Annotated in this window: 17 protein-coding genes, 1 other RNA gene and 2 pseudogenes; 8 read left to right on the top strand and 12 right to left on the bottom strand. The window is 33.3% G+C overall.

What is annotated here, in order from left to right; all coding sequences use genetic code 11:
* The first annotated feature begins 63 nt into the window (after positions 1 to 63).
* The 6 genes from ssrA (at position 64) to CCY16_RS04895 (ending at position 5,154) form a co-directional block, all read left to right on the top strand.
* Positions 64 to 398, top strand: a transfer-messenger RNA (tmRNA) gene (ssrA, locus tag CCY16_RS04920).
* A gap of 23 nt (positions 399 to 421) precedes the next feature.
* Entirely contained in the window at positions 422 to 859 is a 438-nt protein-coding gene (locus CCY16_RS04915) for a ClpXP protease specificity-enhancing factor SspB (protein ID WP_088415398.1), read from the top strand.
* A 215-nt stretch (positions 860 to 1,074) separates the two neighbouring features.
* Complete coding sequence (locus tag CCY16_RS04910; protein WP_088415396.1) at positions 1,075 to 1,353, top strand: YggT family protein; 279 nt, start codon at positions 1,075 to 1,077, stop codon at positions 1,351 to 1,353.
* Positions 1,354 to 3,480, top strand: coding sequence for an FtsK/SpoIIIE family DNA translocase (locus CCY16_RS04905; protein ID WP_088415394.1), 2,127 nt, complete (start codon positions 1,354 to 1,356; stop codon positions 3,478 to 3,480).
* A gap of 75 nt (positions 3,481 to 3,555) precedes the next feature.
* Positions 3,556 to 4,536 (top strand): phospho-N-acetylmuramoyl-pentapeptide-transferase, encoded by a 981-nt coding sequence (gene mraY, locus CCY16_RS04900; protein ID WP_088415392.1) that lies wholly within the window; start codon positions 3,556 to 3,558, stop codon positions 4,534 to 4,536.
* A gap of 6 nt (positions 4,537 to 4,542) precedes the next feature.
* Entirely contained in the window at positions 4,543 to 5,154 is a 612-nt protein-coding gene (locus tag CCY16_RS04895) for a ribonuclease HII (protein WP_088415390.1), read from the top strand.
* Between the two features lie 5 nt (positions 5,155 to 5,159).
* Here the strand turns inward: CCY16_RS04895 and CCY16_RS04890 are convergent, their stop codons facing one another.
* The 6 genes from CCY16_RS04890 to CCY16_RS04870 all read right to left on the bottom strand — a co-directional run bounded on the left by CCY16_RS04890 (position 5,160) and on the right by CCY16_RS04870 (position 8,755).
* The gene (locus tag CCY16_RS04890) at positions 5,160 to 5,828 is read right to left on the bottom strand and encodes a conjugal transfer protein TraJ (RefSeq protein WP_088415388.1); all 669 of its coding nucleotides are present in this window, start codon (positions 5,826 to 5,828) and stop codon (positions 5,160 to 5,162) included.
* A gap of 327 nt (positions 5,829 to 6,155) precedes the next feature.
* A complete protein-coding gene (locus tag CCY16_RS06560; protein WP_245800816.1) occupies positions 6,156 to 6,317 on the bottom strand; it encodes a hypothetical protein in 162 nt (53 codons plus the stop codon).
* A 185-nt stretch (positions 6,318 to 6,502) separates the two neighbouring features.
* Entirely contained in the window at positions 6,503 to 6,646 is a 144-nt protein-coding gene (locus CCY16_RS06555; RefSeq protein ID WP_245800815.1) for a hypothetical protein, read from the bottom strand.
* 81 nt (positions 6,647 to 6,727) lie between these two features.
* On the bottom strand, positions 6,728 to 7,564 hold the full coding sequence (locus CCY16_RS04880; protein ID WP_088415386.1) for a DNA polymerase III subunit delta': 837 nt from the start codon (positions 7,562 to 7,564) through the stop codon (positions 6,728 to 6,730).
* Positions 7,565 to 7,581: 17 nt separating this feature from the next.
* Positions 7,582 to 8,169, bottom strand: a complete 588-nt coding sequence (locus tag CCY16_RS04875) for an L-threonylcarbamoyladenylate synthase (RefSeq protein WP_088415384.1) — start codon at positions 8,167 to 8,169, stop codon at positions 7,582 to 7,584.
* A gap of 115 nt (positions 8,170 to 8,284) precedes the next feature.
* Complete coding sequence (locus tag CCY16_RS04870; protein WP_088415382.1) at positions 8,285 to 8,755, bottom strand: hypothetical protein; 471 nt, start codon at positions 8,753 to 8,755, stop codon at positions 8,285 to 8,287.
* A 75-nt stretch (positions 8,756 to 8,830) separates the two neighbouring features.
* On the opposite strand from CCY16_RS04870, the gene miaA reads away from it, so the two are divergent.
* Entirely contained in the window at positions 8,831 to 9,724 is an 894-nt protein-coding gene (gene miaA / locus CCY16_RS04865; protein ID WP_088415380.1) for a tRNA (adenosine(37)-N6)-dimethylallyltransferase MiaA, read from the top strand.
* Between the two features lie 237 nt (positions 9,725 to 9,961).
* Here miaA and CCY16_RS04860 read toward each other — a convergent pair whose 3' ends face one another.
* Complete coding sequence (locus CCY16_RS04860; RefSeq protein WP_088415378.1) at positions 9,962 to 10,294, bottom strand: hypothetical protein; 333 nt, start codon at positions 10,292 to 10,294, stop codon at positions 9,962 to 9,964.
* A 155-nt stretch (positions 10,295 to 10,449) separates the two neighbouring features.
* Positions 10,450 to 10,689, bottom strand: a complete 240-nt coding sequence (locus tag CCY16_RS04855; protein ID WP_088415376.1) for a hypothetical protein — start codon at positions 10,687 to 10,689, stop codon at positions 10,450 to 10,452.
* Positions 10,690 to 10,850: 161 nt separating this feature from the next.
* Here CCY16_RS04855 and CCY16_RS04850 point away from each other — a divergent pair, with 161 nt between their 5' ends.
* Positions 10,851 to 12,899: an ATP-dependent DNA helicase RecG gene (locus CCY16_RS04850; protein ID WP_088415374.1), complete on the top strand. Its 2,049-nt coding sequence runs from the start codon at positions 10,851 to 10,853 to the stop codon at positions 12,897 to 12,899.
* 6 nt (positions 12,900 to 12,905) lie between these two features.
* On the opposite strand, the gene CCY16_RS06765 is transcribed toward CCY16_RS04850, so the two are convergent.
* From CCY16_RS06765 to ccmC, 4 genes and pseudogenes are all read right to left on the bottom strand, one after another.
* Positions 12,906 to 13,034 (bottom strand): hypothetical protein, encoded by a 129-nt coding sequence (locus CCY16_RS06765; protein ID WP_281250525.1) that lies wholly within the window; start codon positions 13,032 to 13,034, stop codon positions 12,906 to 12,908.
* Positions 13,013 to 13,198: pseudogene (locus tag CCY16_RS06970) on the bottom strand (GrpB family protein); the annotation flags it as partial. The gene CCY16_RS06765 and the pseudogene CCY16_RS06970, both read right to left, overlap by 22 nt.
* Before the next feature lie 165 nt (positions 13,199 to 13,363).
* A pseudogene (locus CCY16_RS06550) lies at positions 13,364 to 13,474 on the bottom strand (IS5-like element ISWpi1 family transposase); the annotation flags it as partial.
* A gap of 503 nt (positions 13,475 to 13,977) precedes the next feature.
* Positions 13,978 to 14,688: a heme ABC transporter permease CcmC gene (ccmC, locus tag CCY16_RS04830; RefSeq protein WP_088415372.1), complete on the bottom strand. Its 711-nt coding sequence runs from the start codon at positions 14,686 to 14,688 to the stop codon at positions 13,978 to 13,980.
* Between the last annotated feature and the right edge of the window lie 484 nt (positions 14,689 to 15,172).

The raw sequence follows: 15,172 nt of genomic DNA, 5'->3' as shown, positions 1-15,172 counted from the left end.
AGAAGTAATTCTTTTTCTGGAAATCTTAATTTTATTTTAGCTATCGATTAACTTAAAGTAAAATATCTTGACGTTTATTAAATATTACTATACAATAACTATGTGCATTTTATACACTATGGCAATAAAATTACCTTGTAATAGGTGTATTGGACCCGAGGGCAGTACTCGGCGCCTCCACCATGTTTTTAATTTACATGGGGGCGAATAAGGATCGACATGCATAGTAAAGATGGTAACTTTGCTCGGTTAGACACCACCGCTAAGAGTTCATAATTTAAACGCAAACGATAATTTTGCTGCTGAAGGCGATGTTGCGGTAGCTGCTTAATTTAAGCACTATAACTTCATTGCTACAAGCACGGCTTAGGGAACGCCGGGTAACAGAAGTTCCCCCAGAATTTACGTGTTTAAAACTTGTATGGATAAGATAGGTTACAAGAAATTACTCAATTCTGCCAAGTTTCAAGTTATCAAAAAGGCTTTAGGTGTTATATCAGGTAATAGCTTCACTCCTAACTTAGAAATATTATTTTTCACGTATTTTAATGATGTTGTCATATCAGATTACTTAAGAAAGTCATACCCTACTCAAATGCTTATTATATTACAGCATCAATTTTATGGTTTGGAAGTTTTTGAGGATAAATTTAGCGTTAGTTTAAGTTTTCGTGGAAAACAAGAGCAAATCACCGTGCCATTTTTTGCTATTAGTGAATTTCATGATAAAATTTTAGGAGATGTTTTCATATTTGACAAAATCAATGTCGATTTTGACAAAGAATATAAAAGTGAAAAATGTACTGAAAACTCATCAAATGGCAGTATTATATCCATAGACCAACTGCGTGACAAGTAGTGATTTGTGGGATGTTTGAAAGTATACTATGTAAATAAAAAATAAGCGGGTAGGATTGTTTGACTTACTGCCAAAGCTTTAAATATATTTCTATGCAGTCACTTTCCCGGCACATTTTTTAACTTATGATAAAAAATATTTTGAATTTGAGAAGGGGATTGATTTAAAACTCCTAAATACTTATCTTTTATATAATTTCCATGTAATAGACACGCATGCATCCAATCATATATTTACTCAACATGTTACTTGATCTTTATAGCTTCATTCTAATATGTTGGATTATTCTGGATTGGCTGATCAAGCTTAATGTGGTAAATATGTATAACGAGGTTGTAAGCAACGTAATGCACACTTTGAACCGGCTCACCTATCCACCGCTAAAAGTTATCAGAAAGTATGTACGACCACTCAACGGGTTGGATTTATCTATAATGGTATTGCTAATAGCAATTCACTTTGTAAAATATATAATGACTTACTACTTTAAGTAGATGCTAAAAAAATATCTAAAAGCAGTAATATACCTATCACTTTTAATATATATATATATATCAGTTTTTAGCTATAGCTATAAAGATTTATCCTTAAACACAGTCACAGATAAAGAAGTGACGAATTTAGGTGGGATAGTAGGTTCATATTTAGCTGATATATTAGTTCAATTTCTTGGATTAACTAGTATTACAGTAGCCACTACTATAATTTGTTTTTTGATCTTCAGACCATCAAAAAGGCTGCTGAAAATTCTCTACTCAATATTAATCAACTTAGGAATATGTGCTATGTTACCACAACTTTCACTAGGTATCACTGCAAGGTATATGCACAGTGGAATAATAGGAAATATACTAATTAATAACTGCCCTTTTTACATATTCATAATAGCAACGTCAACAGGTATTGTAGGGCTAATTGGTTGGAAGAGAACAATTTACTCGCTATTCCTCTTATATAAAAAAGTAGCTTCTCTTTTAGCAAAGGTTCTGTTTTTTAGGTTATATAAAGCCGCTGAGTATCCGACTGTACCATTATTAGTAGTGGAAGAAAAACACAGAGCTCAAATTACTACTAGACAGCAACCAAAAGAAAGGCAGAAAAAAGTTATTGGAGAGATCTTTGAATCTTCCAGCAAGTTTGAGTTTCCAAGCATTCACTTACTTTCTAAAGCAGAGGAATCTTTGCAGAGAAAGCAGCTGAATGAAATGGAGAGCAATGAGAATTTATCTCTGCTGGAGCAGGTCCTTAGTGATTTCGGTGTGCAAGGAAAAATTATTAGTGTATGTTATGGGCCAGTTGTAACTTTATACAAACTTGAACCACAAGCTGGCACAAAATCTGCAAGAGTAATTGGCCTTGCAGACGATATTGCACGTTCAATGAGTGCATTATCTGCACGTATTTCAATAATTCGTGGACAAAACGCTATAGGAATAGAATTACCAAACAAGGAACGAGAAATCGTCATGCTGCGTGACTTACTTGAATCATTAGAATATCAAAATGCAAATTTAAACCTTCCAATTGCGCTTGGTAAAGAAATAAGTGGAAAACCAGTTATTGCTGATCTGGCTAAAATGCCTCACTTGCTTGTTGCTGGAACCACAGGATCTGGTAAATCAGTTGCAATTAACACTATGATTCTTTCACTCATTTATCGATTAAGTCCTGACGCATGTAAGATGATAATGATCGACCCAAAGATGCTTGAGCTTTCAATATATGATGCAATACCACACCTAATGACGCCAGTAGTGACAGAGCCAAAAAAGGCTGTTATTGCTCTTAAGTGGATAGTAAAAGAGATGGAAAATCGCTATCGCATGATGTCGTATTTGAATGTACGCAATGTAATAAACTATAACCAAAAAATCACGGAAGCGATGAATAGCGGGATAGAATTGGAGCGTGTTGTACAGATTGGGTTTAACTCAACAACAGGTAGACCCTTATTTGAAAAGATGCCAATAAAGATGGAAACATTTTCGTATATTGTAGTAATTGTAGATGAAATGGCAGACTTGATGCTTGTTGCTGGTAAGGAAATAGAGTGTTCTATTCAACGTTTAGCTCAGATGGCTCGTGCTGCAGGAATACACATTATAATGGCAACACAACGTCCGTCTGTAGATGTGATAACAGGCGTGATAAAAGCAAATTTTCCAACGAGAATCAGTTTTGCTGTCACTTCTAAAATAGATAGCAGAACAATACTTGGTGAACAAGGGGCTGAACAGTTGCTCGGTATGGGTGATATGCTTTATATGGCTTCTGGTGGTAAGATTATTCGAGTTCATGGCCCATTTGTGAGTGATGAAGAAGTGCAAAATATAGTTGATCATCTGAAAATGCAAGGTGAACCAAACTACATGGAGGAAATCACCAAAGAAGATGAAAATTCCTCTGCGGAACTAAAAGGTGAAACAGAGGATGAAGAGAATGATCTATACAAGCAAGCAGTGGCTATTATTCAAAGGGATCAAAAAGTTTCAACTAGTTACATTCAACGACAGCTTAGAATAGGCTACAACAGAGCTGCAAATATTGTTGAAAGAATGGAAAAAGAAGGTATTATTAGCGCTCCAAATTACTTAGGAAAGAGAGAGATATTGGTAGAATGACTACCAATATCTCTGTGCTATGATATATTTATGAGTATCAGATGTAGTATTCAATCAGTTAATTTAAATAGGTAGATGAACTTACCCACAAAAATATTTTTCACCTCGTTTATTTTGGGGTTTGTTCTTTCTCCTTATTTTATAAAGTTTCTAAAAAAAATTAGCAAAAATGGACAACCCATCAGGTTATGCAGTCCAGAAAGTCATTTAATTACAAAAAGAAATACCCCTACCATGGGTGGGGTAATAATACTGACTTCTTCTTTATTACCAATTTTATTTTGGGTTCAGTCAACGCCAGAGATTCTATTGCTAGTATCTATAACTCTATCCTTCGCTCTAATTGGGTTCATTGATGATTATTTAAAGTTAAAAGCGAATAGCTATCAAGGGTTAAGCGCGAAAACTAAAATACTTATCCAATTTATTGTTGCCCTGGTTGGCATGTCTGTATTTAAGTTATGCTTTACTGAAGATTTTACAAAAACTTTCCTATTTAAAGGAATAATGATCGACTTTGGCTACCTATATGTTCCATTTGCTGCATTTATAGTGGTCGGCTCTTCTAACGCTGTGAATCTTACAGATGGCCTAGATGGCCTTGCAGCAACTCAAATCATCGCTTCTTTTGTTTCTTTGGGATTAGTTGCATACATGACTCAAGCAGATATAAGTGTTATCCTATTCTGCATCACGTTTATAGGAGCGACTTTAAGTTTCTTGTGGTTTAACACACATCAAGCAAAGATATTTATGGGTGACATTGGTAGTTTATCGATTGGTGCAGCTCTAGGATTAACCAGTGTTCTAATTAAAAGAGAAGTGCTTTTTGCTGTTATTGGGGTGATCTTTGTGATAGAGACTTTATCTGTTGTTATTCAGGTATCGTACTTCAAATATACAAGATTTAAGCATGGAAAAGGAAAAAGGATTTTTCTTATGACACCAATACACCACCATTTTGAAGAGAAGGGATGGTCAGAAAACGAAATAGTTATAAAATTTTTGATAATTACTGTTATCTGTTCAGTTTTTACTGTTGCTTTCTTGTTGTAGAAACTTATGGCATATCCAGATTTTACATTAGAAAATAAATTATCAGGAGTGATAGCAGGAGTAGACGAAGTTGGAAGGGGTCCACTAGCTGGTCCAGTAATATCTGCGGCTGTAGTGTTTACTAATAGAGATACAATCATTGAAGGAATTAACGACTCGAAAAAATTGACTGCTAGAAATAGGCAAGTTCTATATGAAAAAATAATATCCGTTGCAAAATTTGGTATAGGAATAGCAAGCGTAGCAGAAATAAATTCGTATAACATTTTGCAAGCAACGAAACTTTCAATGGAACGTGCATTGGTAAACTTAGGTATAGAGTTAGATTATGTGCTAGTTGATGGTAATCAGCCACCTAAAGTAAAATGGCAAGTAAAGTCCATAGTAAAAGGCGATAGTTTGAGCGTATCAGTTGCAGCAGCTTCAATCGTTGCAAAGGTTACAAGAGATCAACTAATGCAAGAATTGCATAATCAATATCCAGAATATAACTGGTATAAGAATAAAGGATATGGAACAAAAGGGCATATAGATGCCATAAACCTCTATGGTGTTACAGAACATCATAGAAAAAGCTTCGCACCCATTTTAAACTCCACTAAATGGGCACTACTTTAACGCGATTACTTATATTCATAACCATTAACAATAAATTTAAATGGTATTATACCAGCTAGAGTTGCTTTTATATTTGATAAAGTAAAGCTAATCTCAATAGTCTGATCCTTCATTTCCTTATTTTGCTCAATTGTAGAAATCACAGTAGCATTTCCAACAAATGTGACTAGATCCTTGATTGATCGGTCAATGGACAGTTTTACTACATTTATGTTGGAAATTTTTCTTTTAGATGAAGGCAAATCACCAGCCTCATCGTTCATTTTCTCCTGAAAACCTTGATAGATTTTATGTGTAGAGTTATTTTTTATGAAATTTTTCTGGTACCCTGGCTCGACAACTTTATTAGATTCATGCATTTCAACATATTTACTCATTAAGTACCTTGCTGCAGAAGTGTATTCATCTTCATCTTTTTTAAAACTAAGCTTACGTATTACAGAAAACTCATCCTCTGTGTGACTTATATACTTCACAAAGTTTAAATCTTTTTTAATAGGGAACAATAAGTATATATTTAATAGTAATAGACACAAGCACACTAGGAGACATGATACTATCAACGCCATCCAAGATCTTTCTGCTACACAAAACAGATATCTATAACAGTACCATTCAATTGCTTTATTGAAATAACTCTTATTTTTTACTGATTCAAGCAGCTTATCTTCCATAATATAAGGTCCTAGAATTATTATAACAATAATAAATCCTAAAAATTTTAAAATATATTTAAATTTTCTAAAACAAGATGAATGATTATATTACCTTGTTCCGCAATAGGATAGAATTTGTCAATTTTACTCATATCCATATTTATCATTTTTACACTGAAATTTTTAGAATTATAAGTGTTACTTTCTACACTTTTGTGATAATTTGATGATGTAATTTATCTTGGTCATTAAAATAACCAAATTCATCAACGGTGGTTCTCACCTTTCTACCTCTACCACCTTTAACTAGCCCAAACAAATTGATTGCATGGTTTGAGACTCGGGCTAAACAGCTTCTTCCACAGTAAAAAACTTAGGTGCGTGACCAACATATTCCTTAAGTTTTAGACCATAAGTCTTTTTCACATTACCAAAATCCGCAAACTTATATTCATCTAAAACGCTAGAATATTGTGGATCATATTTTTTATATTCAAAAAAGCTCATTACCTGAAATATTACAAAACGTTAATTTATAATCACCGTCATTTAATTTAACGACTTTAAGGTAATGAAAATCTCTAGGAATTTTATCTCCTCTTTTGTAATATGATTGCTGTACAACTAACTCACCATTAAACATGTGATAGCCAATTTTTGGGCAAAGTAGCTATATTGATTGCATTGTTTAGCTAAAAATTTGCTTCATAAATACCATTCGATAACTCTTTCCCTTTCTCTAAGGTTACATTCTGATCTAGAGCTGTATTTTTAATTAAGTTTAGTTCTTTCTGCATGCTTAATATGCTTTTGTTAAAACTTCTATCGATTGCCACACAGTTAATTTACTATCAGTCAAACCACGTACTTCAAATGTCAAGCTAGCAGAATTTTATCACAAATTGATGTTGAAAGCGTTATACTTTGTAAACTGATGCTAAGATATTAACTGCGTTAGCTAAAACATGCTTTTTATCTAAGTGAAATTGCCCAGCAGCAGAAAAAAGTTCATCTATTTTTCTCCATTGGCTAAGTAGGATTTCAATATTGTTAGCCTCTCTCTTTATGCTTTCTAAAATGAAGGCCTGAATTATATATGATGCTAGTTCCAGTTCAACTTCGCTATTAATTACTTTATTGATCATATCAGGATTCTTTAAATTATGAAGGAATTTATAAAAGCATTTGTATGAGTCATAAGCATCACTACTTATTGCATTTATTATCATTCCTGGCATTCCAGGAAATAAAGTAATGACTTCATCAAATGTGCTATCGTCCAATTCACACTGAGATGAAACAACTTGCTTCGTTTCATCGTAAGTTAATGATAGTAAATTTAGCTGAAGGCACCTGCATTGAATAGTGGTTTGTATATTGTACGGCCTATGGCTAATTATAAATATCTTGGAGTTTTTTGGCGGTTCTTCTAATACTTTTAATATTGCATTTCTAGCGTTATTCGTCATTGCTTCTAAGCTATCTATTATAGCTATCTTGTATTCTGATTGAATAGAACTTAAGTGCAGAAAGTTTTTCATCTCTCTCACTCTTTCTACTCCAATAGTATCACCTTCAACAATGTGTAAGTCCAATGCTACTTCATCACAGTTTTTTACAAGAAACCAATTGGAAAAGAATTTTGCGAGGGTTGCTTTTCCTATACCTTTTTTACCGCAGATTAGCCAAGATTGAACAGACAAGTTATCCATTAGTTTTCTTTTTGCTTGATTATGACCTATTAATTTTTTCATTCTTTTTCCTATAAATCTCAGTTAGAAAGCATATTATTTACCACTTGCAATGAAATTATACCTTCTCTTAAAACCTTAATCCTATTCCCAGTTAAGTCAGTAATAGTAGATTCTATACCAGAAACTAATTCATCATCTTCAATCACTGCAGATAAATGTTGCTTAATAGATCGAGGTATATCGCTTGCCTTGCACACACTTTTTTCTCCCGAAACATTTATACTAGTTGCAACTATTGGAATTTTCAACCTATTTAATATTGAAATTGTAATAGGATGATCAGGTATTCTTATGCCTATACTGCCTTTAAAAAATCTATTTGGTAACATGTTGTTATTTTTAAGCGGTAAAATATAGGTAATTGGTCCAGGAGAAAAGTGATTTATTAAATCAATATATTTTTCCTCTAGCCTTGCTATTTTTACCAAACTGCAAACATCACTAACAAATATAGATAGTGGCTTATCTTGAGAACGTTTCTTTACCTGATATATTTTCTCGATAGCTCTATCATCTAGTGCATTACAAGCAAGAGCATACACTGTCTCTGTTGGAAAACACACTAGCAAGTTGTTCTGTATTGCATTTATTATTTCAGATACCATAAGCTAAATATAGTAATCAGATAGGCCTTTTCATAAGCAGTTGAATAGCTACTTATATTGAACTTTACCAGCACTTTCTAGTTGTTGTGAATATTATAAGTTTACCGCAGATTTGCTAAATCCCAAATTCTTCATTGATTTTATCAACTATTTCTTGTGATGGATCTTCTCCCCATCCTGAATATAAGACCTCTCCATAGTCTGCAACATCCATAGAACCAGTTCTGCTTTTTGCAAGAAACATTTCTCTCTTATCTTTATCAACTAATACATAGTGCCATGCTGATCTTCCGCGGTCTTTACCGCGGACCAAATATATGAGATCTGACCTACTTCTTCTTGTTGCATCAGCAAAAGATCTTTCATTGACAGTTCTGCTTTTGCCTTTTATGCTACCACTCTCAGAAAAAGCTTCTTTCGGTTCAGTTTTTTTGCTTGCTAACTGAGAAATTTTTCCTCTCTCTTCTAGTGCACGTGCTTTGGTATTTTGAGATGAATATTTACTAGAAAAACTTCCTCCTGTACTGCTAGAGGTTCTGTTTGCGAAACGCTTAATAAATAAATTATCGTCGTTGTTTTCTACCATAAAAATCTCCAAATTTTAGATTGTGGAATCCAAATTTTTACTACACCCTATCATACATTAATTAAATTAATACGAATGAGAGATAACATAATAATTATTACAGGAATCACAGCTTCAGGTAAATCAGAATTATGTGATAACCTGATAAAAAAGTATGGAAATATCAGTATAGTAAACTGTGATTCAAAGCAGGTGTACAAAGAAATTCCCATAATTACTGCTCAGCCACCAAAGCAAGAAGAATTTTATAGACTATATGGTTATGTTCCAGCAAAAGAAAATTATTCTGTGGGTTTATGGCTGGAAGACCTAAAAGGGGAAGTTGATCACGCATTAGAAAATGCACGAATGCCTATCATCACTGGAGGAAGTGGGCTTTATATCAGCAGTTTAATCAATAGCTTATCGTCAATACCAAAAATAAGCGAGGAAATAAGAAAAAATGTAAGTGAACTCAGGAAAAATCTAAGTAAAGAGGAGTTCTACAAATTAGTACTAAGCAAAGACTCAAAAATTCAAGGTAAAATATCCACAAATGACTTACATCGCCTTTCAAGGGCACTTGAAGTTATTACTGCAACTGGCAAGTCAATTTTCGTATGGCAAGAAAATAGGCAGCTCCCTTTATTCGGTAGTTTTAAGATATATACGATTTTGCCTAAACGTGAGGATGTATACCGAAAAATAAATTCCCGTTTTGTTACAATGATTGAAAGTGGGGCAGTTGACGAAGTAAAAAAACTACTTAACATGAACCTAGCTCCACACTTGCCAGCTATGAAAGCGCACGGAGTGCCAGAAATCATAAAGTACTTAAAAGGTAAGATTACTTTAAGTGAGGCAATACAAGTCGCTCAAACAAACACAAGGCATTACGCAAAACGTCAGTACACCTGGTTTAAAAATCAATTTCCAAATTCTGAAGTAATTGACTGTGCAAACAAGTTGATAGAGTTTGAGATATTTTGATTATTATCAAGGTAAAGTCTCACGTTCATTGTTAAAAGGATCTAAATCTGGGTTTTTTACACAACTGTTCACTTTTAGCGGATCGCCTAACCCGTGCTCTATTTTGTTTTTAAAGAATCCAAGCTTTTTGTACAAATTCTGGAAACATTCGTTCGTGACATCAAGCAAGCTTTTATTATCTATATTATAATCCTTCAGTCTCTTAGGAACAGTGGGAAATAATTTACCATCTTTTTGTTATGTCACACTATCTTTCCCATCTTGAGATTCAAGTGTAAATCCTACTGAGGACGATATATTATATGTTGTCCTATTTTTTTCTCCTGGCACTTCTATAGGTATTGTTGAAGCGTTACATTTAACTCTTACAGAATTTGAATTTTTTTCACGATCAATCAGTACTCTTCTATTAACATTACTACTATTAATATCCATATGTAATCCATATTTATTAGAGAGTTCACAAATAAATGGCGCATATATAAATTCATACCCTACTTGATTACAATTAGTGATTAGTTCCTCCAGAATATGATCGCTTGGCGCTTTTGCTCCAACATCTTTAAACATTTACTTAAAAATTTCCTTTACAAACGTACGGTAACTCTTGTTTTTATTTTCTTTTGGCAATAGGTTAGTATATTTTATACATATATTGTAAAAACTTTCAAAGTATTGATCAGTTTTTTTATGGCCAGGAACTTTTTTATCTTCCGATGGTCATTTCAAACTTTACCAAATTTACATTGCTTAGCTCCGTTTATTAATGTAGCAATTAAAATTACGTCTATACTTTTGCCATTAATAGCAAATCTCATTCTTCGAAAATCGGCATACATAGTTGCACCAGAATTTGCTCCTTTATTACCTTTTGGAACTCTTAACTTATTGAAATCAAGTTTTTCTGTCTGAGCTTTTAGAGTGACTACTGGATTTTCCTTTTCATCTGGCGTAGGGTTGTTCATTATTAGTATCTTAATATATACTAATAATAGTACAATAATATATAAAAATTATTAATAATTTAATAGGTCCATCTAGTATAGACTTTATGGCAGAGAACAATGCATAGCTTGACTATAGGGTGACAGGACTTTAAGAAGATTAATAAACAGTTTTACACAGTATGAATCTCAACGAGCAACCAGATGTGCTGACTTTTCTAAACAGCAATCTGAAAGGCATATCTAAGTTCCATTTTGGAATACTATCTAAACTTTGTGGTGGGAACAAAGTGGTGGACCTACTGTTTTATAGACCACTCAGTTATGTAGATAGAAGTAAGTCACTACTTGACGCTCAAGTTGGAGAACTTACAACTTTTATCGCGAAAATCTGTGAGCATCAGCCTCCTACTTTTAGAGGTAGGCCATATAAGATAGTCGTTGAAAGTAAAAGTCAGTATATATTTATAGTTTTTTTTAATTACTCAATTAAGTATTTATATAAATTATTTCCAATTGGAGCCAATGTAATCATCAGTGGTAAACTCGAAAAATTTGCTGAGCATTGGCAAGTTACCCACCCAGATTATGTGTTGCTTGACACCAATCAGTTTAAAGAAATAGCTCGCGTAGAACCAGTTTACCAATTATGTCGTGGTATTACTAACAAGAGCATTAAGAACATAATAAACTTCAATCTAAAAGAATTGCCTGACTTACCAGAATGGATAGGTGATACATTAATTAAACAAAACAAATGGCTAAGTTGGAAGGAAAGCATCATAAAGCTGCATAGACCGAATTCGTTGGCAGAAGCGGAAATTTGCAGGAGAAGGCTTGCTTATGATGAATTATTTGCATACCAGATGGCGCTGAAGCTTGCAAGAGAAAATCATATAAGAAAAAGGAGACGAGAATTTACAATATCCAACAAATATAAAGAACAAGTTTTAAATGAATTGTCGTTTCAATTAACAAATGATCAAATTCGTGCAATAGATGAAATCTCAGAGAGGCAAAAATCCAAATGCCGCATGGTAAGTTTACTGCAAGGTGATGTTGGTAGTGGCAAGACTGTAGTTGCACTTTTTGCGATGCTAAATGTGATAGAAAACAACATGCAAGCAGCTTTGATGGCACCAACTACTATCTTGGCGGAGCAACACTATAACTGGATCGAGGAGGCATTGTCTTATACCGATATAAAAATTGCTTTGCTTACTGGTAAAACCACACGTAAGGAAAGAAAGATTATTACAAACGAACTTGCAAGTGGTATTTTAAAAATAATAATCGGTACTCATGCGCTATTTCAGGCTAATGTTATATTTAAAAATTTAGGACTTGCAGTCATAGATGAACAACAGCGATTTGGAGTGATACAGAGAAACTGCTTAGTGGGTAAAGGAGAAAATACTGATATACTTTTTGTTACGGCAACTCCAATCCCAAGAACTTTGCAACAAGCTATATATGGTGATATTGAATGTTCAATTCTGAGAGAAAAACCAAAATCCAGACTACCAATAAAAACTGTAGCTATGAACATCGAAAAATTAGCAGACGTTATTGAAAAACTAAAAAGTGCTATAAACAGAGGCGAAAAAGCGTATTGGATTTGTCCATATATAGGAAGGAATGAAGGGCTAAATATTGCTGCAGCAGAAATGCGCTTTCAGGAATTACAAAAGACATTTTTTAATAAAGTTGGGATAATACATGGAAAATTAACTCAAGATCAGAAAGATCAAGTTATGTTTTCCTTCAAAAGGAATGAGTTTCCTCTTCTTGTTGCAACTACTGTAATAGAGGTTGGTATAGATGTACCAGACGCAACCATTATGATTATAGAAAATGCAGAGCAATTTGGACTATCGCAATTACATCAGTTAAGAGGCAGAGTAGGGCGAGGAAATAAGCCATCTTTTTGTGTATTATTATATGATAACATAAGTAAAAGCTCATTTTCAAAATTAAAAATCATGTGCGAGTCACAGGATGGATTTTACATTGCTGAAAAGGACATGATGCTAAGAGGCAGTGGAGATATCCTAGGCCTAAAGCAATCAGGATGCATGGAATTTAAGTTTGCTGATTTATACAAGGACAGAGAATTGCTCAACCTTGCATACAATAATACAAAAAGTGCAATTGCTGAGAGTAAGTCTTTTGAATTACTGCTTGATATATTTGAATATAGAAGTAGATTACATTTTTCAAAGTTTCAGTGAAAGGGTTTAGTGTTGTTGATAGCATAAAGGACTATTATTTATATCGAAGATTTTTTTGTGTTCGATCAAAAACAGATTCACACCATTTTCATTGCTTAAAGTCTTACGTATAATTATTCCTTCAAATTCTTCCATCTTTCTGCCTGAATCAATAGGGCTTTTATAAAACCTGCTTTATCCTCTGTGTATGCCTCTCTATTTTCAACGAAAGTTTTATTTAATTTGTACTTTAGTTCAGAGTATTCTTTTGCTTTTTTACAATTTTCTCTTAAGTAATTGTGTAATAACAGATAGTCTTTATGGTTTTTACTATTCTAAGCAACGATATGAATTTAGATAAAATTCTACTTTTTTCTTCCTAAAACTGAATAGGCCAGTATTTATATACTCTCAAATTTGTATCATGCTAATATCCTAAAAAAATCAAATCTATGTATCTTGGAGATTGTCTACAAATTAGTGAACTAAGGAAAGCACCTCTTTATCATAATCCTAGCTATAACCAGATATATTAAATTTTCATTAGATGTTGTAAGTAAATTATATTCCTTTGATAATCTTCTATTCTCTTTTAACCTACTACGTAATAGTTTGCCGAATTTAATTGGATCAGTTATGAGTCGATCATTTATCGCCTTTGTAATTCTTGATCTTGTTGTTTTTGGAAGATTTAGAAAGTCTATTTCAGTAAAATTTTTTGAGTAGATAATGTTATATTTCAGTTCATATTCTCGCTCTTTCAGATAGCACTGTGCTCTAATTTATATCCTCTTCCTTAATAACATCGGCTAATGTAATCTCCCTCTATTTTGCATTCTATTCCTTCTGTGATTACCTTTTTGCCAGCTCTTGAACAGTCTCCTTAGTAACTTCAGCTAGTCTAGTAAGGTGATATGAGATTTTTGGGTCGAGTGCTATGTAAATTCTGAATCTGCCATAAGTTTTACTGAAGTCTAATACTATAACAGCAGTATAACATTTTTCTGAATTTTTCAATAAAAAAAGTGTTTACGTAAAGCCATCTGAGTCAGGTAATGACACAAGGAAAGTGTTATATATATGTACATTTGTAGTAGGTTTAATAACGCGCACTAATCTCTCTCTTTATCTTATACAAATTAATCAGGTAAAGTGAATACAATGCCCACACTACTAAAAAAAATGTGGTACAAAATATAAACATTGCAATTAATGGCAACAGTAAAGAACCTTCTATTGCTATTCCACCTTTTCTGAGAATGCTTGCTGGCTGATGGAGAGTAGCCCACAGATTCACAGAGAATTTTACTATAGGGATATTTATAGCACTAAAGATGGCAAATACTGCTGCTGATTTTTTAGCTCTTTCTTCATTGTCAAAAGCACTCCATAATGAAAGGTATCCAACGTATAGAAAAAATAAAATCAACATTGAAGTGAGCCTTGCATCCCATACCCACCAAGTACCCCAGGTTCCTTTTCCCCAGATGCTGCCTGTGATTAAACATATTGCAGAAAAGACCACCCCTACAGGAGCAGCAGCGTGTGCCAAAACGCTGGCAATGCTATTACTCCACACTAAGGAAATGAAACTGAGTAGTGCAATTAATCCATATGTTCCGAGAGAAAACCATGCGGAAGGCACATGAAGATACATAATACGTACAATTTCTCCTTGTTTATAATCCTCTGGAGAGAAGAATAAGGCTAAAAACATTCCGGCTAAAAAACATGCAGAACAAATAACCCCGAGCCAAGGCAAAGCTTTCTTAGCAAAGTAAGAGAAATTTTTAGGCTTTAATAAAAACATTTACTTCAAGAATAATTGTGTTAAGAATTTATCAGTTGGTTTGAGCTTTATCAACAGGATAGTGTCTATATTTATATGAGCCAGCAAATTAGCACAATCAACTTTCACGCAATCCCGTTAAAAATTGTATTTTAACATGAGATTAGCTACTTTTACGTTTACCAACTTAGTGTCCGATCTGTATTACGATGTCATACACTGAAATGATACTATTTTGGTTTGCTCCTAAGTTGCTTCAGCTACAAATATTTAAGAAACTTACTAAGCAAAAAAAAGGCAAAAAAACTGTTAGCTAGTTATTCATTATCTATTTTTAAATTGACATTTTTTACTGTGTCGAATGCTTTAACAAGCATACCTCAACTTATATTAAGTAAAAACCTTGAAAAGTTATAAAGACATACGGTGCATATAGTGCAAAAAATTAAATATGAAGCACTAAGTACATTGAGTTTTTTATCATTTAATTTGCATAGACTAAAGG

The sequence above is a fragment of the Wolbachia endosymbiont of Wuchereria bancrofti genome (genome assembly GCF_002204235.2).
Classification (GTDB): domain Bacteria; phylum Pseudomonadota; class Alphaproteobacteria; order Rickettsiales; family Anaplasmataceae; genus Wolbachia.
Note: the sequence above shows the minus strand (reverse complement) of the source record. Positions and strands in the feature narration are given on the sequence as shown.

Excerpts from the sequence above, each read along its gene's own strand:
- miaA (WP_088415380.1), top strand. The coding sequence starts at position 8,831 with ATGAGAGATAACATAATAATTATTACAGGAATCACAGCTTCAGGTAAA.
- CCY16_RS04875 (WP_088415384.1), bottom strand. The coding sequence starts at position 8,169 with ATGGTATCTGAAATAATAAATGCAATACAGAACAACTTGCTAGTGTGT.
- CCY16_RS04855 (WP_088415376.1), bottom strand. The coding sequence starts at position 10,689 with ATGAACAACCCTACGCCAGATGAAAAGGAAAATCCAGTAGTCACTCTA.
- CCY16_RS04850 (WP_088415374.1), top strand. The coding sequence starts at position 10,851 with ATGAATCTCAACGAGCAACCAGATGTGCTGACTTTTCTAAACAGCAAT.
- CCY16_RS04870 (WP_088415382.1), bottom strand. The coding sequence starts at position 8,755 with ATGGTAGAAAACAACGACGATAATTTATTTATTAAGCGTTTCGCAAAC.
- ccmC (WP_088415372.1), bottom strand. The coding sequence starts at position 14,688 with ATGTTTTTATTAAAGCCTAAAAATTTCTCTTACTTTGCTAAGAAAGCT.
- CCY16_RS04860 (WP_088415378.1), bottom strand. The coding sequence starts at position 10,294 with ATGTTTAAAGATGTTGGAGCAAAAGCGCCAAGCGATCATATTCTGGAG.
- mraY (WP_088415392.1), top strand. The coding sequence starts at position 3,556 with ATGAACTTACCCACAAAAATATTTTTCACCTCGTTTATTTTGGGGTTT.
- CCY16_RS04880 (WP_088415386.1), bottom strand. The coding sequence starts at position 7,564 with ATGAAAAAATTAATAGGTCATAATCAAGCAAAAAGAAAACTAATGGAT.
- CCY16_RS06560 (WP_245800816.1), bottom strand. The coding sequence starts at position 6,317 with ATGAGCTTTTTTGAATATAAAAAATATGATCCACAATATTCTAGCGTT.
- CCY16_RS04895 (WP_088415390.1), top strand. The coding sequence starts at position 4,543 with ATGGCATATCCAGATTTTACATTAGAAAATAAATTATCAGGAGTGATA.
- CCY16_RS04890 (WP_088415388.1), bottom strand. The coding sequence starts at position 5,828 with ATGGAAGATAAGCTGCTTGAATCAGTAAAAAATAAGAGTTATTTCAAT.
- CCY16_RS06765 (WP_281250525.1), bottom strand. The coding sequence starts at position 13,034 with ATGGAAGAATTTGAAGGAATAATTATACGTAAGACTTTAAGCAATGAA.
- CCY16_RS04910 (WP_088415396.1), top strand. The coding sequence starts at position 1,075 with ATGCATCCAATCATATATTTACTCAACATGTTACTTGATCTTTATAGC.
- CCY16_RS04905 (WP_088415394.1), top strand. The coding sequence starts at position 1,354 with ATGCTAAAAAAATATCTAAAAGCAGTAATATACCTATCACTTTTAATA.
- CCY16_RS04915 (WP_088415398.1), top strand. The coding sequence starts at position 422 with ATGGATAAGATAGGTTACAAGAAATTACTCAATTCTGCCAAGTTTCAA.